This is a genomic window from Stappia indica (assembly GCF_020177335.1).
GTDB classification, from domain to species: domain Bacteria; phylum Pseudomonadota; class Alphaproteobacteria; order Rhizobiales; family Stappiaceae; genus Stappia; species Stappia indica_B.
This window is the reverse complement of the sequence record NZ_JAIVMG010000016.1, coordinates 26039-52741: the sequence shown is the minus strand read 5'-3', so window position 1 is coordinate 52741 and position 26703 is coordinate 26039. Positions and strand designations below refer to the sequence as shown.

Sequence of the window (26703 nt, the reverse complement as noted above, 5' to 3'; positions counted from 1 at the left end):
CACGCCCAACCGCCGGTTGACCTTCTGGTCAGAACACGATGAAGGCGCCGAATTTTGCGCTGCGTGATTGCAATATATGCACTGCACAAAATTTGTCAATCTTCGCTTTTGCAACGCAACATGGACTAAGGGCTAATACACGGTGACCGGGGAGCGCCACAACTTCGCCGCGCTTCTTGCCCATAGGCAAAACAGGGGACGCGCCAGGGAGCCGGAATCCGTCCGGCGCAAATGCTCCACAGACCGTTGGCCGAGGGAAATTCCTCACAAAACGACCAATGCCGGTAACTGCGCATTAACTGCCATTTGCGATTCTCGTCTTACGAGATTGCAGAGGCAAACCGGCTGATTTTCAGGGAAACAAGGTTGGTCAAACGCTCGCGTTTGGATATTCGTAACCTTGTTTCGCGTAGATTGGCCGCATGCTTCACGGCAGGTCGACCACCGGCATGCACACAGTTGATGTGCGTTTGGGGCGACGCCGCTGCACCAACACCTGGCCCGAATGGGGTGACATTGTGCTGAGTAAAGGTGTCAATCGCGCGCAGCGCGTTTTCACGGGATTCATTCGCGGCGCCATCGCCGCCGGTCTGGCAATCGGGGTTTCCCTCGCCGCCCCACAGGCAGCGAGTGCCAATCCCAAGTATTCCGGCATCGTCGTTGATGCCAAGACCGGAAAGACGCTCTACAGCTACAAGGCGGATACCGCCCGCTATCCGGCCTCCCTGACCAAGATCATGACGCTCTACGTCCTGTTCGAGGAACTGGAAGCGGGCCGGAAGTCGCTGAACAGCCGCCTCAAGGTCTCCAAGCATGCCGCCAGCCGCCCGCCGTCAAAGCTCGGCCTGCGTCCCGGCAGCACCATCCGCGTCAAGGACGCGATTCTGGCGTTGGTGACCAAGTCGGCCAACGACGTGGCGGTGACGGTGGCGGAAAACGTCTCCGGCTCCGTTCCGGCCTTCGCCAAGCGCATGACGCGCACCGCGCGCCGGCTCGGCATGAAGAACACCACCTTCCGCAATCCCTCGGGCCTGCCCAACGCGAGCCAGAAGACGACAGCGCGCGACATGGCGCTGCTGGGCCGTGCCATTCAGGAGCGGTTTCCGAAGTATTACAAATACTTCAAGACCCGCGTCTATTCCTACAAGGGCCGGCGCTACGGCAACCACAACCGGCTGCTGGGCAAGGTCAAGGGCGTCGATGGCATCAAGACCGGCTACATACGCGCCTCCGGCTTCAACCTGGTGACCTCGGTGAAGCGTGACGGCCGGCATATCGTCGCCGTCGTCATGGGGGGGCGCACAGGCGCCGCCCGCAACAAGCAGATGACGAAGCTGATCGCCGGCTATTTGCCGAAGGCCAGCCGCGGTCGGCGGACCGCACCGGCGCTTGTCGCCAAGGTTCAGGAGCTGCGCAACGTTCCCCGGCCGCAGTTCAAGCCGGCCATCCCGGTCGTGGAGGAAGAGATCCTCACCGGCTCGATCATCCCGGTCCCGCAGAAGCCGGCACTGGCCGCTGCCCTGCGCCGCAAGACCCTGGCCTATGCGGCGGCAACCAAGCCGCTGGCCGCGATCCCGCTACCCCCGGTGATGCGCGTCAACACCCAGCGCATTCGCGCCGGCATGACCGCCACCGCCCAGAACGCGGTAGCGGAAACGGAGCCGGAGACCACCAGCGGATCGGTCACCGTGGCGGCCAACAACTCGGCCGATCCGGAGCCGGGCTGGCAGGTGCAGATCGCCGCGGCCGAGACCGAGGATGGCGCCATCGCCATGCTGAAGAAGGCCAAGGGCAAGGTCGGTCAGGCGCTGCGCGGCTACGACCCCTACACCGAGCCGGTCGAGTCGGGCGGCGCGACTCTCTACCGGGCACGCTTCGTCGGATTTGAAACCAAGACGGCGGCATGGAACGCCTGCCGCAAGCTGAAGTCGGCCCGTTTCAACTGCTACGCCGTCTATCAGTAAAAAGACATCGCCCCCCGGGGTGGACGGATCGCCCGCGTCCCCGCCCGCTCCGGCAGCTGGAACAGCAGCACCATCAAATTCTAAAAGTCATGCGTATTGGTGAGTTCAATGACGACCGACAAGCAAGTCCTTCGCCTCGTTGAGTTTGGCGGCGAGAAAGCCGCTGCCCCCCTGATCGGGATGGAGACGTTTCATAAGCCGGCGATGCGCCGCCCGGATTTCCGCCTCGCTGGCTCCAGCCTCAAGCCCCAGAACCTGGTAGGCCTCCTCCTTGGTCATGGCGCTCGCGCCCGGCGCGGCTCCATGCCCCGCTGCGCCATCCGCCTCGAAGTCTACACGCCAGCCGGGTTGCCGGCGGTCGAGATAAGCTTCCAGTAAGGCCCGGCTGTCGCCATCGGCAGCCACCTCCCGGTAAAGCCGCTCCAGTTCGGCGCTTGCGAGTGACGCAAGCGCCCGCCCGGCGAAAGCGCCGGCCAGCACCTCCCCCTCCATATCCCCGGTCCCGTGGTCAAGCCGCATGACCAGAAACGCCGAGCGCACCTCCGAGACCTGCCCGGCACCAGCGGTCCCGGCGCCCGCCGGGCGAAAACCCCGCGCCCGGCCCCAGCCAAGCAGCGACAGGCCCACCGCCACGAGCGGCACGGCAAGGTCCCAGCGGCGGGCGAACACCAGCCCTCCCGCCAGCAGCAACAAGGCCACGCCTCCCGCCAGCTTGAGCTGCCGCGCCAGTTTCGCCGCGTCGGCCGTTGCAATTGCATTGCCAAACGCCACCAGCAGCGCCAGCATCACGATGCCAAGCAGCAGATATCCCATCTCACCCCCAAAGCGCGCCGCGCGCGATACCCTTCACATATAGCGATCACGGACCGCCACGCCAGAGCGGCGCACCCGCCAAGGGAGCCAATGCCGGGTGCCGGCGACCTCGCCGCGCGCAGCTAGCGTGCCCCCGCCCAGCGCCGAGCCAGATGCCGCCCGCCGTGCCACACGGCCAGAACCGCCAGCCCGCCGAGACCGGAAATGCCGAGCAGATAGCCGATGGGCACCAGGAAGAACGGCTCATGCAGAAAGCCGTCGGCGTCCACGGTCGAGCCGATCAGATTGAAGGCAACGCCGCAGCCGGCGCCGAGCAGGACGAGCGAGAAAAAGAACAGACCAATTTTCATTGCACCACCGCCTCTTGCTGACGGCCCCGTTCGGACCGGGGCCTTTCGGGCAAGCGTCGTAGAGAAAAGCGGCTGAACCATGGATGAACGCGGCGGCCCCGGCGAAGCGGGATCGGGCTGTGCCGTCTCTCAGCGCAAATGCGCCAGCAGCCGGGTTGCCCCGCGGTCCCCCGCCCGCGTCAGGCGTTCCAGCTCCGACCTCCCGCCAGCGGCATAGACCGCGGCCGCCTTGAGCAGTTCGGCAAGATCCCCCGCCGATGCATCGGAGAGCTGGAACCAGGCGCCCTTGGTCAGCCGGGCGATCTCCTGGAACGCGACGCGCGCATGAGCATCGCCGCCTTCCTGAAAGATGAAGGCCGGCACGCCGAGCAGCCCCAACTCGCCGGCGCGGGCGCACAGATCGTCGATGCTCTCTTCCACGCAGTCGCCGATATAGACCAGCGCCTGCACCTTCTTGCGCCGGGTCTCGTCGATGGTATGGCGCAACACCTTGCGGATCTGGGTCTGCCCGCCCCGGCAGTCGATCCGGGTCATCAGCGCGGCCAGACTGCGCGCATCGGCAACCCATTTCGAGGCGGCGCACTCGCCAAACCCACGAAAATAAACGAGCTGCATGGTCAACCGGCCGACCGCACCGGCGGCCGTGAACATCTCCCCCTGAATGGCGCAGGCCCGATCCCAAGTCGGCTGCCGGCTCATGGTCGCGTCGAGCGCGATCACCAGCCGCCCGGCGTCGGCCAGCGGACGGGTCTGCCGCGCCTCGTTCAGAAAAGCGGAAATATCCCGTCGGGAGGACTGCCCGCCTCCCGCTTCCGGGCTGGTCTCGCCACGCTTGTCGATGTCCCGCTTTTCCGCCAACGTCTCTCACTCCCGCGTCCCGATCAGCCGCCCCGGGCGGCGCCGTTCCCTGCGCATATGGCGGCATGGCGCGAATTTTCAAAGCCCTGCCAAAAAGACGAGGCCTTTTCTCCCGACCACAAGCATATTATAGCCATGGCAACTGATCGAGGGGCCCGCACATCATGACACCGCCACGTTGCCACACGTCACTTTCCGACATCAGGGACGCGGTCGCGGCAGCGCGCGGCCAGGGCCGACGCATCGCCCTCGTGCCGACGATGGGCGCACTGCATGAAGGGCATCTGTCGCTGGTGCGCAAGGCCCAGGACAATGCCGATCATGTCATTGTCTCGATCTTCGTCAATCCGACCCAGTTTGCCCCGACCGAGGATTTCGCCAGCTACCCCCGGGATGCCGAGGCGGACATTCGCGCGCTTGCCAGCCTTGGCGTGGAGAGCGTGTTCCTGCCCGTGCAGGAGGAGATGTACCCGTCCGGATTTGCCACCGGCGTCACCATTGGCGGCCCCGCCACCGGGCTGGAAAGCGATTCCCGTCCGCATTTCTTCAACGGCGTGGCGCTGGTGGTGACCAAGCTGCTCCTCGCCTGCCAGCCGGATATCGCCGTCTTCGGCGAAAAGGACTACCAGCAGCTTTGCGTCATTCGCCAGCTGGTGCGCGATCTCAATATTCCGGTGACGATCCTCGCCGCACCGACGGTGCGCGAAGCGGACGGGCTGGCCATGTCCTCGCGCAACCGGTACCTGGATGAAGATGCCCGCCGCCGCGCCGCCCTGCTGCCGGAGGTTCTGCGCGACACCTTGCGGGCGCTTTCCGACTGCACCGGTGCGGATCGGCAGGAGGAAGCACTGTTGCGCAAGTCCATCGCCCGGCTGACCGACGGCGGTTTTCGCGTCGAGTATCTGTCCCTGCGCGATGCCGAAACCCTGGCACCGCCCACCGACGACAGCCGCCACCTGCGGCTGCTGGTCGCCGCCTGGCTGGAGAAGACCCGGCTGATCGACAACATGGCGTTCGAACGCCGCGCCTGACGGTCTCGCCGGCTTGGCCGCCGGCTCAGATCAGGCACAGCTCCGCCAGCTCGCGCCGCATCGCTTCGGGAATATCGGAGCCGCCGCCCAGCCGTTTCAGATCCGCCGGCGCATCCTCTGCCTTCAGATAGCGCCATCCCTGGAACGGACGGCGCGGCTGCGGGCGGGTGGGGTGCAACAGCGGCTCCAGCACCAGATGGCAGCGCTTGACGCCGGCGCCATCGGTGAAGGGGCGGATGTCCACCAGCCTTTGCCGTACCTGGATCGCGCCTTTGATCACCCAGTAAAGCGATCCGCCATCGAGCAACTCGTCCTTGCGGGTCGGCACCATCCGCGTCGTGTGGAACGGCTCCGCCGGCAGGCCGCGCGCGCGCTGTTCGGACAGGCGAAAGTCGATGGAAGCCTGCAGATCCTCGATGGACTCGGCGCCCACGCACAGTTTGAGCAGATGCAGGGTCATGCCGACTGACTTAGCAGGGCGGCGGAAAAGGTCAAACCCGCACAGCCGCGCTTGCCGGTTTTGCACATCTCACAGCCCGGTGCCTCCACCCGCCGGAATTGTGACCTCAGCCCCGTGCCAGCGGCATGGCGTAAACCTTTCATTTACGTTATTCTAACCCGTTCGTCCATGGACGGCTCATGACAGCGTCCACGCTCGGATCCCAGACTGCGACCCGAAATCCATAACAAAAGAGGTCCAGATGAGATCGTTGATGCACATGCGGGTCGGCAGAATCAAGAAAATGGCGCGTCCCTTGCGGACAGCTTTCGCACGCCTGCACCTTGTCCCGCGCCGCGCGCAGCTTACCGGCGCCTACCCCACTCGTGAAAGCGCACTGGCCGCAGTACCGAACTGGGCTTTGGCCGACTACAATCACGATGAGATGGTGACGGTCGCGCTCGACAAGATGAGCCAGATCATCGACTGGGACTACCCGGTCATGTTCTGGCTGGACCGGGAACTCCGCGCCCGGAGCGCCGGCTGGACCCATCTGCTTGATGCCGGAGGACATGTCGGCACCAAGTATCGCGCCTTCCGCCCCCTGCTCGATCTGTCCCGGGTCAAGTGGCAGGTGTATGAACTCCCGCCAATGGCCAGAGCCGGAGCCGAAATGGCTCGTGCCGACGGCATCGGCCCCGAGCTTTCCTTCTGTGACGACCTCGCCATGACGGAGAAAGCGGAGATCCTGCTGTGTTCGGGGTTGCTCCAGTATCTCGACATCCCGTTTCCGGACTTCGTCGCCCGCTTGCCGGCGCCGCCCGAGGTCATTTTGCTGAACAAGGTGGCCCTGCGCGATGGCCAGACCGTCTTTACCCTGCAACGGGGCGGACCGGCATTCTTTCCCTACCAGATCCGCAGCAAGGAGCGCTTCCTCTCCGAACTGAAGACGCTGGGCTATGACATTGTCGACAGCTGGAACATTCAACATCTGGCCCACCAAATCTCCAGCCATCCGGAATTGGGGTGGAGCGAAAGCCGCGGCTTCATGCTGAGACGCCAAACCGCCTGAACCGCCTCCCGCACCCTCGGGTGCGGGGCCCCGGCAGGCCCCGGGCACGCCTTCACGCGAAGACGTAGGACTTGCACGAATCGGTTGTACGGCGCTTGATGGGGCCATGCGGATCTTTCTCACAGGCGGGACCGGCACCATCGGCGCCCCGGTTCTCCAGAGCCTCATCAGCGCCGGCCATGACGTCACGGCCCTGGCCCGTTCCCCGGCAAGTGCGGAGCGACTGCGTGCCGCCGGCGGCGCCGTTCTGCAAGGCGACATCCGCGCGCCCGAGGACTGGATCGGCGCCGTCGCCGACTGCGACACCCTGGTCCATACCGCCGCCACCTTCGATGAAGACGCGGTCGCTGCCGAGCGCCGGCTCGTGGCCGCCTTGAAGGCGCTGCCGGCAGAGCGCGCCAGCCCGCTGCATGTGGTCTACACCGGAGGGGTCTGGCTGTTCCCCGACAGCGGCGGCGCGCCCGTCGCCGAAACCGCCGCCTTCGCCCCCATCCCCGCCTTCGCTCATGTGGCCAATGCCATCCGTTCCCTGCTGGCCCAGCGCCACCTGGCCGTCTCGGTGGTTCATCCGGCCCTCGTTTGCAGCCGGGATGGGGGGCCGCTCGCCGAGATGCGCGACGCGGCAGAGAGCGGGCAGGCCTTCGCCACCCGCGCCGCACCCGACACGGTCTGGCCGCTGGTCGACGCGAGCGACCTCGCCGCGCTTTACCTGAAGGTGGTCGAAGCCCGCCGCTACCGGCTGCAAGTGATCGGCTGCGGGATCTCCGGCGTGCCGGTGGGCAGCCTGATCCGGCTTGTCTCCGAAACCCTCGGACTGCGGCTCGACCTGGCGCATCAGCAGCCGCCCACGGACCTGCCGGCCTGCCAGGATGTCGGTGCCGGCTATGCCCTCTCGCAGGCCTTTTCGCCCGAGCGCGCGACCCGGCTCACCGGCTGGCGGCCTTACCACACCGATCCGGCGGAGCTGGTCAGGGCGCTGATGCCGCTTTGCGGCTGATACGCGGCTGACGCCTTACGCACCCTCCTCCGCCTCTTCGCGCAGGCGCACCACCGGTGCCCCCTGATCGACCTGCGCGCCCTCCTCCACCAGAACCGCCTCGACGATCCCGTCGCGCGGCGCGGTGATGGCGTGTTCCATCTTCATCGCCTCCACCACGGCGAGCCGGTCGCCCCGCTCCACCGCGTCGCCAGCGGCAACGGATACGGCAATCACCTTGCCATGCATCGGCGCCGGAATCGCGGCCTTGCCGCCTTCCGCCTCCACGGTGCGCGCAAGCTGATCCACCAGCGCCACCTTGACCGCGCGGCCGCCTTCCAGCGCCCAGACCGCATCGCCCGACCAGGCGGCAATGCCGGGAATATCGGTCCCGTCCCCGTCTTGTCCGTCAGGCACCGGCCGGCCATCGCGCCAACGAACCGGCAGATCGCGCATCTGACCATCGACCGTCACCTTGAGACCGGAAACGCGCGGGCCCGACAACTGGAACGCATCGTTCTCCGCGAAGGGGTCGATCCAACCCGTCGCCACCTCCTCATGCGGGGTATGCCCGGCGACCAGCGTGGCGACGGCGGCGGCGATCGTCGCCTCTGAAACCGCGCCGCCGGTCAACCCGTCCAGATCCCGGTCGACAAGGCCGGTGTCGAAACCACCGGCGCGCACCTCCGGGTGGTCCACCAGCGCCGCGAGGAACGCCAGATTGCTCTTCGGCCCGGCGACCCAGGTGACGCCGAACTGCCGCGACAGACGCTCCAGTGCCTCCTCGCGGGTGGCGCCATGGGCAATGATCTTGGCGATCATCGGATCGTAATGGGGCGAGACGTCCGCCCCGGCCTCGACGCCGGTGTCGATGCGGATGCCCTCCCCCTCGGGCAGCATCAAGAGCTCCAGCCGGCCGGTGGAGGGCAGGAAGCCGTGATCGGGATCCTCCGCGTAAAGCCGCGCCTCGATGGCATGGCCGGCAAGCCGGATCTCCTCCTGCGCCAGCGGCAACCCTTCACCGGAGGCCACCCGCAACTGCCATTCCACCAGATCGACACCGGTGACCAGCTCCGTCACCGGATGCTCCACCTGCAGCCGGGTGTTCATTTCCATGAACCAGAAACCGTCCGGCCGCAGCGGGCCGGAGCCGTCGGCGATGAACTCGACCGTGCCGGCGCCGCCATAGTTGACCGCCTTGGCCGCCGCCACCGCCGCCGCGCCCATCGCCGCGCGGGTTTCCGCGCTCATGCCGGGGGCCGGCGCTTCCTCCAGCACCTTCTGATGGCGCCGCTGGGCCGAGCAGTCGCGCTCGAACAGATGCACCGCCTCGCCCTTGCCATCGCCGAAGACCTGGATCTCCACATGGCGCGGATTGAGGATGAATTTCTCGATCAAGACGCGCGGATCGCCGAAGGCCGATTGCGCCTCGCGCCGGGCCGAGGCCAGCGCCGCCTCGAAGTCGATTGCCTTGTCGACCCGGCGCATGCCCTTGCCGCCGCCGCCGGCCACCGCCTTGATCAGCACCGGATAGCCGATCTCATAGGCCTTGCGCTTGAGGAACTCCGGATCCTGCTTCTCGCCGTGATAGCCCGGCACCACCGGAACCCCGGCCCCTTCCATCAGGGTCTTGGCGCCGTCCTTCAGGCCCATCGCCCGGATCGCATTGGCCGAAGGGCCGATGAAGACGATGCCGGCCTTGGCACAGGCCTCGGCGAAATCCGCGTTTTCCGACAGGAAGCCGTAGCCCGGATGGATCGCCGCCGCGCCGGTGACCTTCGCCGCCGCCAGAATGCGCTCGCCGACCAGATAGCTCTCCGCGCTTGGCGCCGGACCGATATGCACCGCCTCGTCCGCCATCCGCACATGCAGTGCCTGGCGGTCGGCATCGGAATAAACGGCAATGGTCCTCAGTCCGAGACGCCGCGCGGTCTTGATGATCCGGCAGGCAATCTCCCCGCGATTGGCGATCAGCACCGAGTCGAGCATGGGAGGGTCCTCGTATTGGGTCGAAGTCATGGGCAGTCGAGCAGGAAGGGCCGTCACCCGGCAGGTCCCGCCGGGTGCACGCGATTACATCCGGAACACGCCGAAGCGGGTCTCCGGGATCGGCGCGTTCAGGGTTGCCGAGAAGGCAAGCCCGAGCACCCGCCGGGTTTCCGACGGCAGGATGATGCCATCGTCCCATAGCCGCGCCGAGGCATGGTAGGGATGCCCCTCCGCCTCGTATTTCGCCCGGATCGGCGCCTTGAAGGCATCCTCCTCCTCCGCGCTCCAGCTTCCGCCATCGGCCTCGATGTTGTCGCGCTTCACCGTCGCCAGCACGCTGGCCGCCTGCTCGCCGCCCATCACCGAGATGCGCGCGTTGGGCCACATGAACAGGAAACGCGGCCCGTAGGCGCGCCCGCACATGCCATAGTTGCCCGCGCCATAGGAGCCGCCGACGATGACGGTGATCTTCGGCACCTTGGCGCAGGCCACCGCCGTCACCAGCTTGGCCCCGTCCTTGGCGATGCCGCCAGCCTCGTAATCGCGCCCGACCATGAAGCCGGTGATGTTCTGCAGGAACAGGAGCGGGATCCGCCGCTGGCAGCACAGCTCGACGAAATGCGCGCCCTTCATGGCGGATTCGGAGAACAGGATGCCGTTGTTGGCGATCACCCCGACCGGAATGCCGTGAATGCGGGCAAAGCCGGTGACCAGGGTCGTGCCATAGGTCGCCTTGAACTCGTCCAGCTCCGAGCCGTCCACCAGCCGGCCGATCACCTCGCGAATGTCATACTGCTTGCGCAGGTCCACCGGCACCACCCGGTCCAGCTCGGACGGGTCGAGCAGAGGCGCGCGCGGTTCGGCAAGGGCGATATCCGCTGCCTTGACGGTGTTGAGATTGGCGACGATGCGCCGGGCCTGGGCCAGCGCCTGATCGTCGTCGATGGCGTAGTGATCGGCAACGCCGGACACCTTGGCATGCACCTCGGCCCCGCCCAGGTCCTCGGCCGACACCTCCTCGCCGGTCGCCGCCTTCACCAGCGGCGGGCCGGCCAGGAAGATCGTGCCCTGACGGCGAACGATGATGGTCTCATCCGACATGGCCGGCACATAGGCGCCGCCCGCCGTGCAGGAGCCCATCACCACCGCGATCTGCGGAATGCCCATCGACGACATGGTCGCCTGGTTGAAGAAGATCCGCCCGAAATGGTCCCGGTCGGGAAAGACGTCGGTCTGGTTCGGCAGGTTGGCGCCGCCCGAATCCACCAGGTAGATGCAGGGCAGCCGGTTCTCCATGGCGATTTCCTGCGCCCGCAGATGCTTCTTCACCGTCAGCGGATAATAGGTGCCGCCCTTGATGGTCGCATCGTTGCACACGATCATGCAGTCGCGCCCCGACACCCGGCCGATGCCGACGATCAGGCCCGCGCCATGGATCGCATCGTCATACATGCCATGCGCCGCGAGCCCGCCGATCTCCAGGAAGGGACTGCCCGGATCGAGCAGCCGGGCAACGCGCTCGCGCGGCAACAGCTTGCCGCGCTTCAGATGCCGCTCACGGGCACGCTCCGACCCGCCAGCGGCGGCGGTCCGACGCTTTTCCTCAAGATCGGAGCGCAACTCCGCCCAAGCGGCGCGGTTCGCCTCCTGATCCGGATCATGCGATGTCAAACTGCTGCGCAGGATCGCCACGTGCTTCTTCCCCCGATCGCATTCAAGGTCCCAAGGCCTCAAGGCCCCTGTCCCGACAAGTGACAGGGACATTGAATGACGTTTACGTACCAGTCAATATAATCTTATTTCCTATTCAAAATCAGAAGCATACGAAAATCAGGAAACCTCATCCGCTGTCACGACCCAACTCTCCCCGGCCGCATCCTCACACCATTGCCGCATGAGCGGATGCGCCATCACCGCCTCGGCATAGGCCCGCTCCACATCCCCCAGCGGCAGCCGGTAGGTGAGAAAGCGGCTCACCACCGGCGCGTAGAAGCAATCGGCGGCGGAAAAGGCGCCGAAGAGATAGGCCCCGCGCGCGCCATGCGCCGCCCGGCAGCCGCGCCAGATCTCGCGGATCCGGGCGATATCCTTGCTCGCATCCGGCGCTCTGGGGTGCGGTGCCGGGCTGCGGCGCAGGTTCATCGGGTAGTTGCCACGCAGGTCGAAGAAGCCGGAATGGAACTCTGCGCAGATCGAGCGGGCATGGGCGCGCGCCGCCCGGTCCGCCGGCCACAGGCCCGCCTCGGGAAAGCGCTCCGCCAGATACTCGATGATGGCAAGGGAATCCCAGACGGTGATGTCGCCGTCGATCAGCACCGGCACCCGGCCGGCCGGCGAGGCCTCCCGCACCTTCTCAGGGAACTCCGGCGTGTCCAGCAGCACCAGAACCTCCTCGAAGGGCGCACCGGTCAGGCGCGCCGCAAGCCAGGCCCTGAGTGACCAGGAAGAATAGGTCTTGTTGCCAATCACCAGTTTCATCGAACCCCCCATCTGTCTCGAAAAGGAACAGGAAAAAAGCAAACGGCCGCTCGGCTCAGCGGGCGTTGCCGCCCTCGACCGGACCGCCCGCCGCCTTCCAGGCGCCGAAACCGCCCTCGATATGCGCGACCGGAGCCAGCCCCATGTCCTGCACCGTCTTGGTGGCCAGCGCCGAACGCCATCCGGCGGCACAGAAAAAAACGAAGCGCTTGTCCTCGCCAAACACCGGCTTGAAATACGGACTGTCCGGATCAACCCAGAACTCCAGCATGCCGCGCGGCGCATGTACGGCGCCAGGCACCCGCCCTTCCCGCTCCAGCTCGCGAATGTCGCGGATGTCCACCAGCACCGTGCCAGGATCCCCCGTCAGCGCGATGGCTGCCTCGACCCCGAGCGTTTCAATCGCCGCATTGGCCTCATCGACCAGCGCCTTGTACCCCTTGCGGATCTGTGCGGACAAACTCCTGCCTCCCCTTCACCTGTCTCGCTCCCCTGTTCGGGAACCGTCCTACCGGCCGAGAGTGTCGCCGCCGCCGCCGGCAAAGACAAGCTACAAACCATGGCCGCAACAGCGCCGGCAGACACCTCCGGGACGCCCCCCCGACAGAAGCGGGCGCCTGAACGCAAAAAGGGCGCGGCCACCGCCACGCCCTTTTTCTGAAGCCAGTTCTGAAGCCCAATGGCCGGTCGCGTCTACTGAATCGCGACCACTGCCGTCTGGGTCACATCGGAGCTGCCGAAGACATAGAGCAACGCCAAGGCCCCGCCTGCCAGAACCACGGCCCACGCCGTGACACCCCAGCAGGACTTTTGAATGTTTTCGTCCATGAAAATCCTTTGTCCGAAGGAAGGCGGCAAAGGCCCCAGCCACATGCCGTGTTCGGTCGGGCGGTGATTTAACGATTTGGCAACATTTAGGCAAGGACTATTTCCGGCGCACCTGCCGTGCGCGTCATGCATATCCCGGATCCGGCGGGTGCAGCCAGCGCCTGCGCTCCCACATCCCCAGGCAAAGCGCCATCTTGCCCCACGCAGGCTTGATTGGCGCCGGGCGGACCGGCATGCTTCGCGCCGCGCGGCATTTGGCCGCCCCGGAAGAAGGCGCCCCATGACGATCCTTTCCACGATGGACATTCTCGCCCTTGGCTGGTTCCTCTCCGCCTGGATCGCCTTCAACATCGCGGTGGAGCTGACGCCGCTGCGCAATCACACCCTGTCCCATCTGATGGAACGCCACCGGCGTGGCTGGATGACCAGCATGAGCCGGCGCGCGGTGCGGATCATGGATGTGGGGATTGCCAGCGGCCTGCAGCAGGGAACCGCGTTCTTCGCCTCCACCTCGCTTCTGGCGATCGGCGGCTGCTTCGCCCTGCTCACGTCGCGCGAAGCAGTGTTCAACTTGTTGTCGGATCTCGGCGTGAACAGTGCCGACAGCCCGGCGGCCTGGGAGCTGAAGGTGATCGGGCTGGCGCTGATCTACGCCTATGCTTTTTTCAAGTTCGGCTGGGCCTATCGGCTGTTCAACTACGCGACCATCCTGATGGGCGCGGTGCCCGATCGCGGCGATGAGATGTCCGACGAGGAGATCCGCACCTTCGCCATCGAGGCCGGCGAAATGAACGTGCTGGCCGGGCGCCATTTCAACCGGGGACAGCGCGCCTTCTTCTTCTCCATCGGCTATCTGGGCTGGTTCGCCGACCCGCGCCTGTTCGCGCTCACCACCCTGTTCGTGCTGTTCGTGCTGATCCGCCGTCAGTTCGTGTCCAAGGCCAAATCCATCGCCGCGTCGGCGCACCAGTTTCCATCGCCGCCAATCGCCGCCAACGGCGGTGTGAACACCAGCGTCGGCTCATCGAAGCCCTTGAGCTGATACGACCCCAGCAGGCCGTGACGGCAGCCCATGATCTCGGCGATCTGCTCCGAAACGAGGATGTCCTGCTTCAGCTCGCGGGTCAGCCCGGCCAGCCGCGCCGCCAGATTGACCACCGGGCCGACCACCGTGAAATCGAGCCGGGACTTGCCGCCCACATTGCCGAAGAATACATCGCCGGCGTGCAGGGCGATGCCGACCCGCAATTCGGGGGAAGAGGCGTCGCAGCATTGCCGGTTGATCGTCCGGATGGTCTGCACCGCGTCGCGCGCGGCCAGCAACGCCCGGCGGGCGGCGGCACGGGCCGTCTCCTCGCAGCCATAGGGGAAGACGGTCATCACCTCGTCGCCGATGAACTTCAACACCTCGCCGCCATGCGCCTCGACCGCCTCGGTCACCGCGCTGAAATAGGCGTTGAGCAGGCCGATCAGCTTCTTGCCCGGCAACTCGTTGGACAGGCGGGTGAAACCACGCAGATCGGTAAAGCCGACCACCGCCGAAATGGTTTCGCCATCGCCGCGCTTGATCGTGCCTTCCAGCACCCGGCGGCCGGCGCGCCGGCCCACATAGGTCTCCAGCAGGGTCCGCGCCGTGCGCTTCAAGGTCTGCAATTCGCACAGGAGCCCCAGCGGCCGGGCCAGCGCCTCGAACAGCGAGATCTGCGCGCTGGTAAAGCCCTCAGGATGGCGGGTGGCAAAGGTGACGCCCTTGATCGAGCCGTCGGAAAACGGCATCGGCAGCGCCACGTAATCGGTGTAGCGGCCGGTCTGAAGGTCTTCCACGACGCCATAGGCGGGCAGCGGCTCGTTCGCCAGCAGATTGATGCGGACCTTGCGGTTCTCCGTATAGACCACCTTCAGCGGGCTGTGCTCATAGGCAATCTCATTCTCCGGCGTCTCGCGGAAGCTGCGCATCTCGCGCTCGCCATCGCTCGACCACAACACGCTTTCCGCCCGCACATTGGGATGCAGGATCGAAATGCCCGTGGTGATCCGGTCGACCGGCACGCCGGCGGCATTCAACCGCCCGGCGAGCGCTTCCACCAGGTCGAGCGCCTCGCCCAGGCGCACAGCATCGCCATGCAGCCATTCCATGACCTCTGCGGCAATGAGTGAAGCACTGATGGTCATGACCTGTTCCTTCCTGCGCGGCAAATTTGCCCCGCCGTCGCGAACCGCGCCGGGGCCCGGCGTGCGGCCCATGCGCCACCACTCGGCCCCTTACCTGGGTCCAATCCTACGCCATGCAAGGTGCATTCGCGAAATCGTGTAGCCGGATGGGGCAAAAAGTCTCGTCCCGCCTCGTCTTACCAGCTCAGTCCGCGTCCCACCTCGGGGCGAAGGAGGGGTTGATGCCGCGCCCGGCCGCGCTGCCCAGCGCGGTGATCGCCGCCATTTCCGCCTCCGTCAGTTCGAAGTCGAAGATCGCCGCGTTCTCCACCAGCCGCGCCGGATTGGCGGTCTTGGGGATCGCCGCCACATTGTCCTGCTGCATCAGCCAGCGCAGGCTCACCTGCACGGCGCTCTTGCCATGGCGCTTGCCGATGTCGCGAAGGGTCTCCTGGGCCAGGACACTGCCCTTGCCGATCGGCGAATAGGCGGTCAGGGCCATCCCTGCGTCATCGAGTGCCGCCTTGACGCTGCGCTGCGACAGCATCGGGTGATATTCCACCTGATTGACCGCCAGCGTGCCGCCGGCCAGCTCCTGCGCCTCGCGCACCAGCGCCGCGGTGAAGTTCGACACGCCGATGGCCCGGGTCCAGCCCCGGCCGCGCAACTCCAGCAGCGCCTCGATCTGCTCGTTCAGCGGCACCGCCGGATTGGGCCAGTGGATCAGGAAGAGATCGAGATGTTCGAGGCCGAGCCGGTCAAGGGACTCCTCGCAGGACCGGATCATCTTTTCCGGGTCGAGTTGGTCGTGCCAGACCTTGGTGGTGAGGAAGAAACGGTCGCGCGGTAGCGATGCGGCGCGCAGGCCCGCGCCCACGTCCTTTTCGTTGTCATACATCGCCGCCGTGTCCACGTGGCACCAGCCGCCCTCCAGCGCGGCGCGGACCACATCGCGGCAGATCTCGCCGGACAGCGGCCAGGTCCCAAGGCCCAGCGCCGGCATCTCGACACCACTCAGCGAAAGATACTTCATCGGTTCCCTCCTCGACCCTGCGGTCTCGGCCCCCATGCCACCCACAAACGAAAAAAGCGGGCGGACCGGGTCCGCCCGCTTTGGTTTAGTGTGTTATCAGGCCCTCGGCCCGGATCAGTCCAGTTCGGAGACCGACGCCGCGATCTTGCCGACGAGACCGTAGCTCATCGCCTCGTCCGGGCCCATCCAGTAGTCGCGGTCGGTGTCCTTCTCGATCCGCTCCATCGGCTGGCCGGTGGCCTCGGCGAAGATCTTGTTCAGCCGGTCGCGCATCTTCAGGATCTCGCGTGCCTGGATCTCGATATCCGTTGCCTGACCGCCGGCACCGCCGGACGGTTGATGCAGGAGGAAACGGGTGTTCGGCGTGCAGTAGCGCCGCTCCTTCGGCACCGACACATAGATCAGCGCACCGGCGCTGGCGACCCAGCCCATGCCGAGGATCCGCACTTCCGGCGCGATGAACCGGATGGTGTCGTGGATCATGTCGCCGGATTCCACATGACCGCCGGGCGAGGAGACGATCACGGTGATCGGATCGTTCGACACCTGCGCCATCGCCAGAAGACGGGTGCATACGTCGCGCGCCAGCTCCTGGTTGATCGGGCCGGTAACGAGCACCGTGCGTGCCTCGAACAGATGCTTGTCGACCTGAATGGACTGCTGCGTCTTGGTCTTGTCGTCGTCCTCCTCGTCGAGGCGGCTCGGCACGTTGGTCGTTTGGCTGGTCATGCGCAAGATCTGCTCCTTGTGAAGACGGGAATCGGCCGCGAACGGGCAACGCCCTTTGCCCATACTTAGGCGATGCGCGCCCGCGCGGCAAAGGGGTTATCGCAAGAAGGTTTCCACTCCATGCCGGGATATCCCGGCAAAAGCGGCCTCATCGAGGAAACCGGCGCCATCCGCCAAGCAGGAGGATCGCCAGAAAGGGCAAGGACGGCCACTGGAACCAAAGCGTGCCCAGCCCGGACATGGCGTTCAGAAGGAAGAAGAAGCCAATGCCGCCAAGCGCCATGCGCACCCGGCCGGGCTGCGCCCGATACCAGGCGGCGACCCCGTGCAGGGCCTCACGAGCCGGTCGCCTTGCCGCCGGTTCTTGCGGCGATGGCCCATCGCCGACCGGGGCCGGCACCAGTTGCGCCCCGCCGTTGTCGCCGCCCACCCGCACCTTGTAGGTCGCCACCGGATCGGAGATGTTCTTCACCGCTTGCACGCCCAGCGCATCGAAGCCCATGGCGAGCCGCGACTTGACCTGATCGTGAACCGGGCCGGAAATGACGATACCGCCCGGCTCGGCGACCTGCTGCAGCCGCGCGGCGATGTTGACCCCGTCGCCATAGATGTCATCGCCCTCGACCATCACGTCGCCAAGGTTGATGCCGATGCGGAACACCATGCGCTCGGCCGGCGGCAGCGCCGCGTTGCGCTCGGCCAGTTCGCCCTGGATCTCGGCGGCGCAACGCACCGCCTCGACGACCGAGGCGAACTCGACGATCACCGCGTCGCCCCAGGTGTTGACGATCCGCCCCTCGCGCGCGGCCACCAGCCCGCCGATGGCCTCACGATACCCGCGCAGCCGGTCGAGCGTGCCGTCCTCGTCCCGCTCCATCAGCCGGGAATACTGCACCACGTCGGCACACAGAATGGCCGCCAGCCGGCGCTTGACGCGTGTCATGAAAGGGATCCCGAACTGCCTCGTTCCCCCTTGAATGGGGGCCGGCAGCGCCAAGATCAAGGCCGGAGGTGGCAAACGGCACAGGTTTCGCCCAGGGCCTGCCGCCGCCTCCGGCCGGAAAGACCAATCAGGCGGTCTTGCCGAACAGTTCCCGGCCGATCAGCATGCGGCGGATCTCCGAGGTGCCCGCGCCGATCTCGTAAAGCTTGGCATCGCGCAGCAACCGGCCGGTGGCATAGTCGTTGATGTAGCCGTTGCCGCCCAGAAGCTGGATCGCATCGAGCGCCACCTGGGTCGCCTTTTCCGAAGCGAACAGGATGGCCCCGGCCGCATCCTCGCGGGTGGTCTCGCCCCGGTCGCAGGCCCGCGCCACCGCATAGACATAGGCCCGGGCGGCGTTCATCGTTACATACATGTCGGCGATCTTGCCCTGAACGAGCTGGAAGGTGCCGATCGCCTTGCCGAACTGCTGGCGCTCATGCACGTAAGGGACCACCACATCCATCGCCGCCTGCATGATGCCGATCGACCCGGCGGCCAGCACCGTGCGCTCGTAGTCGAGACCGGACATCAGGACGTTGACGCCCTTGCCGACCTTGCCGAGCACGTTTTCCTCGGGCACCTCGCAATCCTGGAACACCAGCTCGCCGGTTTCCGAACCGCGCATGCCCAGCTTGTCGAGCTTCTGCGCCACGGAAAAGCCGGGGAACGTCTTCTCGACGATGAAGGCAGTGATGCCCTTCGGCCCCGCCTGCGGGTCGGTCTTGGCGTAGATGATCAGCGTGTCCGCGTCCGGCCCGTTGGTGATCCACATCTTCGTGCCGTTGAGCACATAGCGGTCGCCGCGCTTCTCCGCCTTCAGCTTCATGGACACCACATCCGACCCGGCACCGGGCTCGGACATGGCCAGCGCGCCGAGATGCTCGCCCGACACCAGCTTGCCGAGATACCGGGTCTTCTGCGCGTCGTTGCCCCAGCGGCGCAACTGGTTGACGCAAAGGTTGGAGTGGGCGCCGTAGCTCAGCCCCACCGAGGCGGAGGCGCGGGAGACCTCCTCCATCGCCACGCAATGCTCCAGATAGCCGAGCCCGGCACCGCCCCATTCCTCCTCCACGGTGATGCCGTGCAGGCCGAGATCGCCCATCGCCGTCCACAGCTCGGCGCGCGGGAACCAGTCTTCCTTGTCGATGCGCTCGGCGAGCGGGGCGATGGCATCCTGCGAAAAGGCGCGCACGCTGTCGCGCAGCATGTCCGCGGTGTCGCCAAGATCGAAGTTGAAGACGGGAAGGTCATTGCGGATCATCGAAGAACTCCAGACAGTGAGAGAGGCAGCCGGTGCGGATCAATCGCCCAGGCCTTCCATTGCGATCAGGGTGAAGAGACCGGTGGCGACATGCACCTCGCCGTCGTCGTCGATCCCGTAGACATCGGAGGCGGCAACCGTCAGCGTCCGGCCGGGCTTGATCACCCGCCCCCTGGCGACAAGCCGGCGCCCCCGTGCCGGGTTGAGCAGGTTCATCTTGAACTCGCTGGTCAGCACGCCGAACCCCGGCGCGAACAGCGACAGCGCCGCGTAGCCCGCCGCGCTGTCGGCCAGCGAGGTGGTTACGCCGGCATGGAAAAAGCCGTGCTGCTGGGTCAGCCCCTCGGCAAAGCCGGTCTGAAGATCGACCGCCCCCGGCGCCAGCGCGGCGATCTCCGCCCCCAGGGTCGTCATGAAGGCCTGGCGGGCAACGCCGGTCCGCACCCGCGCGGCCCAGTCCGGATCGCGCGGCTCGAAAGTGGCAACGGGAAGGTCATCGCAAATCATTGAAAAATCTCCTGGCAGTGAAAAAGATGCCGGGGCGGATCAATCGTCGTGACCGGCCAGCGCAAAGGCTGCGCAAGGACCGGCGGCGACAAGCCGGCCGCCCCGCGCCGGTTTGAGCCGTTTCAGTGGGAAATCGCAGATCGACAGGCAGCACGGCCGGGCTCATGTGTCCTCGCCCTCGGCGGGCGCCTCGGCATGGGCGAACAGATCGCCGGTCGGCCCGAGCTGCGCCAGACGCGCCCGGCAACCCGCCTCCACCTCGTCAAGCTCGGAGAGGGTCAGCTCGATGTCGTGCCGCTTTTCGCAAAGTTCCGCCCGGCGGGCCTCGATCCGCTGCAACAACAGATGCAACTGCCCCGCCTCGCCCGGCGCCTTGTCGTACATGGTGATGATGTCGCGGATTTCCGCCAGCGAGAAACCGAGGCGCTTGCCACGCAGGATCAGCTTCAGCCGGGTGCGGTCACCCGGCCGGTAAAGCCGTTGCCGTCCGCGCCGCTGCGGCTTCAGGAAGCCTTCCGCCTCGTAGAAACGCAAGGTGCGTGTCGTCACGCCGAATTCCTGTGTCAGCTGAGTGATCGTATAATAGGTCTGCATGACACCTCCAGGATCACGATGCATGACGTTTACGTTCCAGTCAATATAATTGATAATCTCCAGTTATTTCATAAAGTTATACGGTTAATAAATTCACATTCCCGAAAACCAGGGCCCCAGCCCCGACGATGGCGACAGGCCCGGAGCGCGCTTCCCGCCTCTGTCTGTCTGCGGGCCCCGCCCGACGCTGGGCGCGCCGATGGCAACGGCGCCGCGAAAGGCGTTTGGTTCTCAGGCGCTTGCAAAAATGCTACATCTGAACGCTGACAACGGACAACGATAACCCAAGCGGAGGGTCGGCCAATGGACGGGCAACGCGCAACAATACGGGCAGACAAATGGATCCAGGCGCCCCTGCTCTCCCTGGCTCTGGGCCTCGGGCTTCTGCAGATGAGCGCACCGGCGGAGGCCGCCCGGCCGGATCTTCGCCGCATGTCCTGCGCCGAGGCCCAAGCGATGGTCACCCGCAATGGCGCGGTTGTCATGACCACCGGGCGCTACACCTACAAGCGGTTCGTCGCCGGTATTCGCTGGTGCGACCGCTGGGAGGCAATCCGGCCGGCGGTGGCCGCGACACGCGACACGCCGCAATGCGTGGTCGGCTTCGAGTGCGAGACGCCGCTGTTCCGCCCTTTTGAGCGGGACTGAGCACGCACCGGACCGCACGGCAGGCGTGCGGCACTTTCATGATGCAATTTGACCTCCGCTCTCTCGCCGCTATGGTCGAGGGGGAAGGACTTCGGGGAAGGCGTGGCGCGAAAACGGTCACGCCTTGACGCAAATTCGGACTTGGTGCCCGGCCCGGGCCTTGCCAGCATGAGCCCTGCCGCCGACGCGGGGCTCCGCCTCTGGCGGTCCGGAACCAGCTCCTCAGGAGCGGCGAGCAAGCGGAGGGACGATGGAGCAGACCGGTATCTTCAACGAAATGCTCGCAGCCGATGGCACGCCGCGCGCGCCCTATCGCCAGCTTGCCAACTGGTTCGAGACGCAAAGCCCGAGCCTGATGCGCAAGAAAAGCCGGGAGGCGGAGACCATCTTCCGCCGCCTTGGCATCACCTTCGCGGTCTATGGCACCGCCGAGGCGACCGAACGGCTGATCCCCTTCGACATCATTCCCCGCATCCTCTCCGCCAGCGAGTGGCGCCGCCTTTCCGCCGGCATCGACCAGCGGGTCCGCGCGCTCAATGCCTTCCTGCATGACATCTACCACCGGCAGGAAATCATTCGCGCCGGGCGCATTCCCGCCGATCTGGTGATCCAGAACGAGGCCTTCCTGCCGGAAATGATCGGCTTCACCCCGCCCCGGCGGGTCTATGCCCATATTATCGGCACGGATCTGGTGCGGGTGAACGAGGAGGATTTCTACGTTCTGGAGGACAACACCCGTACTCCCTCCGGCGTGTCCTACATGCTGGAAAACCGGGAGACCATGATGCGGATGTTCCCGGAGCTGTTCCAGCAGAACCGGGTCGCGCCGATCGAGCATTATCCGGAGCTGTTGCGCGAAACGCTGGAGAGCGTCGCCCCGTCCAATTGCGACAGCGAACCGACCGTCTGCGTGCTGACCCCCGGCATCTTCAACTCCGCCTATTTCGAACATGCCTTCCTGGCCGATTCCATGGGGGTGGAGCTGTGCGAGGCGCGGGACCTCTTCGTCGAGGCCGGCAAGGTGTTCATGCGCACCACCCGGGCGCCGGAACAGGTGCATGTGATCTACCGGCGCATCGACGATGCCTTCCTCGACCCTCTCACCTTCCGCCCCGACAGCATGCTGGGCGTTCCGGGCCTGTTCGATGCCTATCGCGCGGGCAATGTCACCATCTGCAACGCGCCGGGAACCGGCATTGCCGACGACAAGGCGATCTATGCCTATGTGCCGGACATCATCGAGTTCTACACCGGCCAGAAGCCGATCCTGAAGAACGTGCCGACCTGGAACTGCGCCAAGCCGGAAGAGCTCGCCCATGTGCTCGCCCACCTGCCGGAGCTGGTGGTCAAGGAGGTGCACGGTTCGGGCGGCTACGGCATGCTGATCGGCCCGACCGCCTCCAAACGCGAGCTTGCCGAGTTCACCCGGCGGCTGAAGGCAAGACCGGGCAACTACATCGCCCAGCCGACGCTCGCGCTCTCCGCCTGCCCGACCCATGTGGCCTCCGGGCTGGCGCCGCGCCATGTGGACCTGCGCCCCTATGTGCTTGTCGGCGACAAGGTGCGCATCACCCCCGGCGGCCTCACCCGCGTTGCGCTGAAGAAGGGCTCGCTGGTGGTCAATTCGAGCCAGGGCGGCGGCACCAAGGACACCTGGGTACTGGAGGACTGACGACCATGCTCGGGCGCACCGCTGCTTCTCTCTTCTGGACCTCCCGCTACAACGAGCGCGCCGAGAACATGGCGCGGCTGCTGGAGGTCGGCTACCGCATCGCCATGACCCCGCGCCTCGGCCAGGACGCCGCCGACGACTGGCGCTCCACCCTGGTCAGCGCCGGCTGCGAAAGCCGTTTCTTTGCCAAGCATGACGAGATCAACAAGCGGGCGGTCATGCTGCACATGCTGTTCGACCCGGACAATCCCTCCTCGGTGCGCTCCTGCATCGAGGCGGCGCGCAACAACGCCCGCTCCGTGCGCACCGCCATCACCGGCGAGATGTGGGAGAGCATCAACACCACCTACATCGAGTTCATGGAGGTGCGCCCGCAGCACATGAGCGATGACCGGCTGCCGGACTTCCTCAGTTGGATCAAGCAGCGCTCCATGCTGTATCGCGGCGCCCTTCTCGGCACGCTGATGCGCAACGAGGGCTATCACTTTTCCCAGTTCGGCACCTTCATCGAGCGGGCCGACAACACCGCCCGCATCCTCGATGTGAAATACTGGATCCTGCTGCCGGACAACGAGATGATCGGCGGCAGCCTCGACCGCTACCAATGGTCGACGATCCTGCGCTCGGTCTCCGCCCATCGCAGCTACCGGCACGCCTATCGCGATGCCCATATCCGCCCGTTCAACGTTGCCGAGTTCCTGATCCTGCGCAAGGAGATGCCGCGCTCGCTCGCCTATTGCTACGACTGGATCGAGGAGAGCGCCGAAGCGCTCGCCCAGCGCTATGGCGAACACCCGCCCAGCCATGAGATGGCCACCGCAACCGCAGCCCTGCTTGGCAAGGGAACGATGCGCGAGATCTTTCAGGAGGGCCTGCACGAGTTCCTGACCGACATGATCACCCGCAACAATGCGCTCGGCACCCAGCTTGCAGCGGATTATCATTTCGCCTGAGAGATCGCGTCAGACAACCTTCGGAGGCCGCCGCGCCATGCGTCTCGTCGTGAAGCACCTCACTCGCTACCGCTACGACCATCCGCTCGCGCATATGGTCCAGCAATTGCGCCTGACCCCGCCCACCTTCCCCGGACAGGCGGTCCTGTCCTGGCGGATCGACGCGCCGGGCATGGACACGGCTGCCCATTACACCGACGCCTTCGGCAATCTGGTGCATGTGGTCAGCCACCGCGACCCGGTGAGCGAGTTGGAGGTCGCCGTCGAGGGCACCATCGAGACCCAGGACCGCGCCGGTGTCGTCGGCGACATCCCCTGCCCGGCGCCGGACATGGTGTTCCTGCGCTTCACCCCGCTCACCGAAGCCAGCGCCGCCATTCGTACGCTCGCCCGGTTTGCCACCGGCGACGACGCCCTTGCCGGCTGCCATGCCTTGATGCAGGCGATCCGCGACAAGGTCGCCTATCGCACCGGGGTCACAGAGGTCGACACCTCCGGTGCCGAGGCGCTGGCCGCCGGCGAAGGTGTCTGCCAGGACCACGCCCATATCTTCATCGCCGCCGCGCGGTGCGCCGGACTGCCGGCCCGCTACATCTCCGGCTATCTGCTGCTGGAGGACGAGCAGGCATCCGAGGCCCATCACGCCTGGGCCGAGGTGCACCTGCCCGGGCTCGGCTGGACGGGCTTCGACGTCTCCAACGGAATCTGCCCGACCGATCGCTACGTGCGGCTGACGCAAGGGCTCGATTCCCGCTCCGCCGCGCCGATCCGGGGCATTCGCAGGGGCGGCGCCGGCGAGGGCATGGATGTGGAGGTGGCCGTGACCCGGGAGGCGGCGCAAAGCCAGCAATAGCCGTGGCGGTGCGAGGGCACACGCCCCTTGCCCGCACCGCCAAGATCCCGTATCCGCGAACGCCGGTTTGCCGTAAAAGGGATCTCAGGCGGCCCGCTTGCCGCCCGCGCCTTTCCACTCCGGAGACACTGCCCCCGATGACCTATTGCGTTGGCCTGAAACTGGACCGCGGTCTTGTCATGGCCGCCGACACCCGCACCAACGCGGGGCTCGACAACATCGCCACCTTCAAGAAGCTGCATGTCTGGGAAAAGCCGGGTGATCGGGTGCTGTGCCTGATGTCCGCCGGCAATCTGGCGGTGACCCAATCGGTGGTCAGCCTGTTGTCGGAGCGGCTGGAGGCCACCGACAACAGCAACCCGTCGCTCCATTCGGTCGACACCATGTTCCAGGCCGCCCGCCTTGTCGGCAGCGTGGTGCGCGATGTCCGCGCCATCGACGGCGATGCACTGGCGGCCAATTCGGAGAGTTTCGCCGTCACCCTGCTGCTGGGCGGGCAGATCCGGGGCGAGGAGCCGCGCCTGTTCCAGATCTATTCCGCCGGCAACTTCATCGAAGCCTCGAAGGACACGCCCTTCCTGCAGATCGGCGAGCACAAATACGGCAAGCCGATCCTCGACCGGGTGACCCAGTCGGACATGCGCCTTGGCCAGGCGGCCAAGCTGGTGCTGCTGTCCTTCAACTCCACCCTGCGCTCAAACCTGTCGGTGGGCATGCCGATTGACATGCTGCTCTACAACAGCGACAGCTTTTCCGCGCACCGGCAGGCGCGGATCGCCGAGGACGACGCCTATTTCGCCGACATGTCGCGCATGTGGTCGGAAAAGCTGCGCGACGCGGTCGCCGAGATTCCCGATTTCGAGATCTGAAGCCCGAAGCCGCCTCCTGCGTCGTCCCGGCCCCCGCGCCGGGATCGGCGAGGCAAGGCCTCTCGGTTCCAGTCCTCTGAAAACGCTCGTCTTTCAGCTCTCCGATCCCGGGTCGCGCTTGAGGCTTGCCCGGAATGACGCCCTCCCCCTTGAGAGACAGAGGGCCTTGCCATTACACCCAGGGCGTCAGCCCCTTGCCGTTTCCGCCAGGATCAAGGCCGCCGCATCGAAATCGCGCTTGCACAGGGCGCGGACCTTTTCTGCCTCCGCATCGCCGCCCCATTGCTCGACATTCCAGTCCTCGTCCACATGGGCCGCGGCCCACACCGCCTCGGCAGGCAAGAGACCGTCTTCCAGCGCCAGCGCCAGCAGGCCGGAGCCGGTCAGCGTGGTTGCCACATGCAGCGCGGCGAGACGCAGCGCCGCCATGCCCTCAAGACTTTCGCGAACCCGCCCGATCAGCACCGGATCCTGGCGCACCGGCATGATGCCCTCCGCCAGCACGAAGCGGCCGGAAAACCGGCTTTCGGCCCAATCCAGCACCGGCCGCCAGGCGGTCTCCTGCCGGCTCACCAGGCTCTGCGGCGTGTCGGCGCGATAGCACAGAAGATCGTTGCCCGCGTAGGCGGCCACATCGTCGGCGACCTCGCCAAGGCGCAGCGCCACCGCGTCGATCGCCACATTGGCAATGCGCGTCAGCGGCATGGTCATCGGATCGATCAAGGTCTCCTGCGCCGCCCATTCCCCGGCCACGGCCTCGGCCAGGGCCAGTTGCGGCACGGTCAGGGTCTTCCGCCCGGCGGTCTTGACCGGACGCCCATCGAGCAGAACCAGATGGCCGCCCTCCTCCGCCGCGCCGACGCTGACCTCCTTGTAGAAGCGCTTCGGCAGCGTGCGGCGCGACAGCACCTTGGCCCGCTCCACCGGGTCGATCGGCCCGTCCGCTTCCAGATCCGACAACAATTCGCGCATCACACCAGATCCCTGTCCCAGCAAAACCTGTCCGCGACCACCTGTTCGAGCTGGTCGAACCGGTCGATCAGCACATCGGCGCCGCCCGCCTCAAGCTGCGCCCGGTCATGATACCCCCAGGTGACGGCAATGGCACCAACGCCGGCGTTCCTGGCCATTTCCATGTCGTAGGAGGTGTCGCCGATCATCACCGTGCGCTCCGGCGCAACGCCGGTCTCGTCCATCGCCTGCAGGATCATCCCCGGGTTCGGCTTCGACGGCGCCCGGTCGGCGGTCTGGATCGTCACAAAGCGTCCCTGGAGCCCATGCATCTCCTGCATGTGCACGACGCCGCGCATGGCCTTGCCGGTGGCAATGCCGAGCAGCACGTCGGGACGCGCGCCCAGCGCATCGAGCGCCGCCATCGCGCCGGGATAGAGCGGATCGTGATCGAGCCCGGCCGCCCGCCGCGCCAACTGGGACTGGCGATAGGCATCGGCCATCTGCGGCACCAGATGATGGTACTGCGGCTCCAGAAGGTGCTGGAACGCAATATCCAGCGACAGGCCGACAATCGACAGCGCGCGGCTCCGGTCGGGGGGCTCAAGACCGACCGTCTCGAACCCCACCTTGAGGCCGTGGACGATCGTTTCCTGACTGTCGATCAGCGTGCCGTCGCAGTCGAAAATCACCAGATAC

Annotated in this window: 28 protein-coding genes; 10 read left to right on the top strand and 18 right to left on the bottom strand. The window is 66.1% G+C overall.

Annotated elements, in window-relative coordinates:
* The first annotated feature begins 521 nt into the window (after positions 1-521).
* Entirely contained in the window at positions 522-1964 is a 1443-nt protein-coding gene (locus LC062_RS18695; RefSeq protein ID WP_263625800.1) for a D-alanyl-D-alanine carboxypeptidase, read from the top strand.
* 105 nt (positions 1965-2069) lie between these two features.
* Here the strand turns inward: LC062_RS18695 and LC062_RS18690 are convergent, their stop codons facing one another.
* The 3 genes from LC062_RS18690 to LC062_RS18680 all read right to left on the bottom strand — a co-directional run bounded on the left by LC062_RS18690 (position 2070) and on the right by LC062_RS18680 (position 3985).
* Complete coding sequence (locus LC062_RS18690; protein WP_224912527.1) at positions 2070-2777, bottom strand: DnaJ domain-containing protein; 708 nt, start codon at positions 2775-2777, stop codon at positions 2070-2072.
* Between the two features lie 122 nt (positions 2778-2899).
* Positions 2900-3127 (bottom strand): DUF3955 domain-containing protein, encoded by a 228-nt coding sequence (locus LC062_RS18685; RefSeq protein WP_224912526.1) that lies wholly within the window; start codon positions 3125-3127, stop codon positions 2900-2902.
* Between the two features lie 129 nt (positions 3128-3256).
* Entirely contained in the window at positions 3257-3985 is a 729-nt protein-coding gene (locus LC062_RS18680; protein ID WP_224912525.1) for a VWA domain-containing protein, read from the bottom strand.
* A 164-nt stretch (positions 3986-4149) separates the two neighbouring features.
* Between LC062_RS18680 and panC the strand changes: the two genes are divergently transcribed.
* Positions 4150-5016: a pantoate--beta-alanine ligase gene (gene panC / locus LC062_RS18675; protein ID WP_224912524.1), complete on the top strand. Its 867-nt coding sequence runs from the start codon at positions 4150-4152 to the stop codon at positions 5014-5016.
* A gap of 25 nt (positions 5017-5041) precedes the next feature.
* On the opposite strand, the gene LC062_RS18670 is transcribed toward panC, so the two are convergent.
* Positions 5042-5476, bottom strand: coding sequence for a DUF1489 family protein (locus LC062_RS18670; protein ID WP_224912523.1), 435 nt, complete (start codon positions 5474-5476; stop codon positions 5042-5044).
* A 253-nt stretch (positions 5477-5729) separates the two neighbouring features.
* Between LC062_RS18670 and LC062_RS18665 the strand changes: the two genes are divergently transcribed.
* Positions 5730-6527 (top strand): methyltransferase, TIGR04325 family, encoded by a 798-nt coding sequence (locus LC062_RS18665; RefSeq protein ID WP_224912522.1) that lies wholly within the window; start codon positions 5730-5732, stop codon positions 6525-6527.
* A 106-nt stretch (positions 6528-6633) separates the two neighbouring features.
* Positions 6634-7524, top strand: a complete 891-nt coding sequence (locus tag LC062_RS21410) for an NAD-dependent epimerase/dehydratase family protein (RefSeq protein WP_263625794.1) — start codon at positions 6634-6636, stop codon at positions 7522-7524.
* Between the two features lie 15 nt (positions 7525-7539).
* Here LC062_RS21410 and LC062_RS18655 read toward each other — a convergent pair whose 3' ends face one another.
* The 5 genes from LC062_RS18655 to LC062_RS21405 form a co-directional block, all read right to left on the bottom strand.
* Entirely contained in the window at positions 7540-9492 is a 1953-nt protein-coding gene (locus tag LC062_RS18655) for an acetyl-CoA carboxylase biotin carboxylase subunit (protein WP_224912521.1), read from the bottom strand.
* An 84-nt stretch (positions 9493-9576) separates the two neighbouring features.
* The gene (locus tag LC062_RS18650; RefSeq protein WP_404829751.1) at positions 9577-11178 is read right to left on the bottom strand and encodes a carboxyl transferase domain-containing protein; all 1602 of its coding nucleotides are present in this window, start codon (positions 11176-11178) and stop codon (positions 9577-9579) included.
* A 144-nt stretch (positions 11179-11322) separates the two neighbouring features.
* On the bottom strand, positions 11323-11970 hold the full coding sequence (locus tag LC062_RS18645) for a glutathione S-transferase family protein (RefSeq protein ID WP_224912519.1): 648 nt from the start codon (positions 11968-11970) through the stop codon (positions 11323-11325).
* A gap of 55 nt (positions 11971-12025) precedes the next feature.
* Positions 12026-12430, bottom strand: a complete 405-nt coding sequence (locus tag LC062_RS18640) for a rhodanese-like domain-containing protein (RefSeq protein WP_224912518.1) — start codon at positions 12428-12430, stop codon at positions 12026-12028.
* A 233-nt stretch (positions 12431-12663) separates the two neighbouring features.
* Positions 12664-12798 (bottom strand): hypothetical protein, encoded by a 135-nt coding sequence (locus LC062_RS21405; protein ID WP_263625793.1) that lies wholly within the window; start codon positions 12796-12798, stop codon positions 12664-12666.
* Between the two features lie 280 nt (positions 12799-13078).
* On the opposite strand from LC062_RS21405, the gene LC062_RS18635 reads away from it, so the two are divergent.
* The gene (locus tag LC062_RS18635) at positions 13079-13840 is read left to right on the top strand and encodes a DUF599 domain-containing protein (protein WP_224912517.1); all 762 of its coding nucleotides are present in this window, start codon (positions 13079-13081) and stop codon (positions 13838-13840) included.
* Here the strand turns inward: LC062_RS18635 and LC062_RS18630 are convergent.
* The 7 genes from LC062_RS18630 to LC062_RS18600 form a co-directional block, all read right to left on the bottom strand.
* The gene (locus LC062_RS18630; RefSeq protein WP_224912516.1) at positions 13723-14970 is read right to left on the bottom strand and encodes an adenylate/guanylate cyclase domain-containing protein; all 1248 of its coding nucleotides are present in this window, start codon (positions 14968-14970) and stop codon (positions 13723-13725) included. The genes LC062_RS18635 and LC062_RS18630 overlap by 118 nt on opposite strands.
* Before the next feature lie 184 nt (positions 14971-15154).
* The gene (locus LC062_RS18625) at positions 15155-15982 is read right to left on the bottom strand and encodes an aldo/keto reductase (protein ID WP_224912515.1); all 828 of its coding nucleotides are present in this window, start codon (positions 15980-15982) and stop codon (positions 15155-15157) included.
* Between the two features lie 114 nt (positions 15983-16096).
* Entirely contained in the window at positions 16097-16711 is a 615-nt protein-coding gene (locus LC062_RS18620) for an ATP-dependent Clp protease proteolytic subunit (RefSeq protein ID WP_181758842.1), read from the bottom strand.
* Between the two features lie 148 nt (positions 16712-16859).
* Complete coding sequence (locus LC062_RS18615) at positions 16860-17654, bottom strand: adenylate/guanylate cyclase domain-containing protein (protein WP_224912514.1); 795 nt, start codon at positions 17652-17654, stop codon at positions 16860-16862.
* Between the two features lie 127 nt (positions 17655-17781).
* Positions 17782-18957: an isovaleryl-CoA dehydrogenase gene (locus LC062_RS18610; RefSeq protein WP_224912513.1), complete on the bottom strand. Its 1176-nt coding sequence runs from the start codon at positions 18955-18957 to the stop codon at positions 17782-17784.
* Positions 18958-18996: 39 nt separating this feature from the next.
* Positions 18997-19464: a PaaI family thioesterase gene (locus LC062_RS18605; RefSeq protein WP_224912512.1), complete on the bottom strand. Its 468-nt coding sequence runs from the start codon at positions 19462-19464 to the stop codon at positions 18997-18999.
* 162 nt (positions 19465-19626) lie between these two features.
* Positions 19627-20058 (bottom strand): MerR family transcriptional regulator, encoded by a 432-nt coding sequence (locus LC062_RS18600; RefSeq protein ID WP_224912511.1) that lies wholly within the window; start codon positions 20056-20058, stop codon positions 19627-19629.
* Between the two features lie 303 nt (positions 20059-20361).
* On the opposite strand from LC062_RS18600, the gene LC062_RS18595 reads away from it, so the two are divergent.
* The 5 genes from LC062_RS18595 to LC062_RS18575 all read left to right on the top strand — a co-directional run bounded on the left by LC062_RS18595 (position 20362) and on the right by LC062_RS18575 (position 25053).
* The gene (locus LC062_RS18595; protein WP_224912510.1) at positions 20362-20706 is read left to right on the top strand and encodes a hypothetical protein; all 345 of its coding nucleotides are present in this window, start codon (positions 20362-20364) and stop codon (positions 20704-20706) included.
* 277 nt (positions 20707-20983) lie between these two features.
* Entirely contained in the window at positions 20984-22378 is a 1395-nt protein-coding gene (locus LC062_RS18590; protein ID WP_224912570.1) for a circularly permuted type 2 ATP-grasp protein, read from the top strand.
* A 5-nt stretch (positions 22379-22383) separates the two neighbouring features.
* Positions 22384-23331, top strand: a complete 948-nt coding sequence (locus LC062_RS18585) for an alpha-E domain-containing protein (RefSeq protein WP_224912509.1) — start codon at positions 22384-22386, stop codon at positions 23329-23331.
* Between the two features lie 37 nt (positions 23332-23368).
* Positions 23369-24184 (top strand): transglutaminase family protein, encoded by an 816-nt coding sequence (locus LC062_RS18580; protein ID WP_224912508.1) that lies wholly within the window; start codon positions 23369-23371, stop codon positions 24182-24184.
* 137 nt (positions 24185-24321) lie between these two features.
* A complete protein-coding gene (locus tag LC062_RS18575; protein ID WP_224912507.1) occupies positions 24322-25053 on the top strand; it encodes a proteasome-type protease in 732 nt (243 codons plus the stop codon).
* Between the two features lie 186 nt (positions 25054-25239).
* Here LC062_RS18575 and LC062_RS18570 read toward each other — a convergent pair whose 3' ends face one another.
* Positions 25240-26025 (bottom strand): ATP12 family chaperone protein, encoded by a 786-nt coding sequence (locus tag LC062_RS18570; protein ID WP_224912506.1) that lies wholly within the window; start codon positions 26023-26025, stop codon positions 25240-25242.
* Positions 26025-26696, bottom strand: a complete 672-nt coding sequence (locus tag LC062_RS18565; protein ID WP_318246116.1) for an HAD-IA family hydrolase — start codon at positions 26694-26696, stop codon at positions 26025-26027. The genes LC062_RS18570 and LC062_RS18565 overlap by 1 nt, the downstream gene beginning before the upstream one ends.
* Positions 26697-26703: the final 7 nt, after the last annotated feature.

Excerpts from the sequence above, each read along its gene's own strand:
- LC062_RS18690 (WP_224912527.1), bottom strand. The coding sequence starts at position 2,777 with ATGGGATATCTGCTGCTTGGCATCGTGATGCTGGCGCTGCTGGTGGCG.
- LC062_RS18685 (WP_224912526.1), bottom strand. The coding sequence starts at position 3,127 with ATGAAAATTGGTCTGTTCTTTTTCTCGCTCGTCCTGCTCGGCGCCGGC.
- panC (WP_224912524.1), top strand. The coding sequence starts at position 4,150 with ATGACACCGCCACGTTGCCACACGTCACTTTCCGACATCAGGGACGCG.
- LC062_RS18670 (WP_224912523.1), bottom strand. The coding sequence starts at position 5,476 with ATGACCCTGCATCTGCTCAAACTGTGCGTGGGCGCCGAGTCCATCGAG.
- LC062_RS18665 (WP_224912522.1), top strand. The coding sequence starts at position 5,730 with ATGCACATGCGGGTCGGCAGAATCAAGAAAATGGCGCGTCCCTTGCGG.
- LC062_RS21410 (WP_263625794.1), top strand. The coding sequence starts at position 6,634 with ATGCGGATCTTTCTCACAGGCGGGACCGGCACCATCGGCGCCCCGGTT.
- LC062_RS18655 (WP_224912521.1), bottom strand. The coding sequence starts at position 9,492 with ATGCTCGACTCGGTGCTGATCGCCAATCGCGGGGAGATTGCCTGCCGG.
- LC062_RS18645 (WP_224912519.1), bottom strand. The coding sequence starts at position 11,970 with ATGAAACTGGTGATTGGCAACAAGACCTATTCTTCCTGGTCACTCAGG.
- LC062_RS21405 (WP_263625793.1), bottom strand. The coding sequence starts at position 12,798 with ATGGACGAAAACATTCAAAAGTCCTGCTGGGGTGTCACGGCGTGGGCC.
- LC062_RS18635 (WP_224912517.1), top strand. The coding sequence starts at position 13,079 with ATGACGATCCTTTCCACGATGGACATTCTCGCCCTTGGCTGGTTCCTC.
- LC062_RS18630 (WP_224912516.1), bottom strand. The coding sequence starts at position 14,970 with ATGACCATCAGTGCTTCACTCATTGCCGCAGAGGTCATGGAATGGCTG.
- LC062_RS18625 (WP_224912515.1), bottom strand. The coding sequence starts at position 15,982 with ATGAAGTATCTTTCGCTGAGTGGTGTCGAGATGCCGGCGCTGGGCCTT.
- LC062_RS18620 (WP_181758842.1), bottom strand. The coding sequence starts at position 16,711 with ATGACCAGCCAAACGACCAACGTGCCGAGCCGCCTCGACGAGGAGGAC.
- LC062_RS18615 (WP_224912514.1), bottom strand. The coding sequence starts at position 17,654 with ATGACACGCGTCAAGCGCCGGCTGGCGGCCATTCTGTGTGCCGACGTG.
- LC062_RS18610 (WP_224912513.1), bottom strand. The coding sequence starts at position 18,957 with ATGATCCGCAATGACCTTCCCGTCTTCAACTTCGATCTTGGCGACACC.
- LC062_RS18605 (WP_224912512.1), bottom strand. The coding sequence starts at position 19,464 with ATGATTTGCGATGACCTTCCCGTTGCCACTTTCGAGCCGCGCGATCCG.
- LC062_RS18600 (WP_224912511.1), bottom strand. The coding sequence starts at position 20,058 with ATGCAGACCTATTATACGATCACTCAGCTGACACAGGAATTCGGCGTG.
- LC062_RS18595 (WP_224912510.1), top strand. The coding sequence starts at position 20,362 with ATGGACGGGCAACGCGCAACAATACGGGCAGACAAATGGATCCAGGCG.
- LC062_RS18590 (WP_224912570.1), top strand. The coding sequence starts at position 20,984 with ATGCTCGCAGCCGATGGCACGCCGCGCGCGCCCTATCGCCAGCTTGCC.
- LC062_RS18585 (WP_224912509.1), top strand. The coding sequence starts at position 22,384 with ATGCTCGGGCGCACCGCTGCTTCTCTCTTCTGGACCTCCCGCTACAAC.
- LC062_RS18580 (WP_224912508.1), top strand. The coding sequence starts at position 23,369 with ATGCGTCTCGTCGTGAAGCACCTCACTCGCTACCGCTACGACCATCCG.
- LC062_RS18575 (WP_224912507.1), top strand. The coding sequence starts at position 24,322 with ATGACCTATTGCGTTGGCCTGAAACTGGACCGCGGTCTTGTCATGGCC.
- LC062_RS18570 (WP_224912506.1), bottom strand. The coding sequence starts at position 26,025 with ATGCGCGAATTGTTGTCGGATCTGGAAGCGGACGGGCCGATCGACCCG.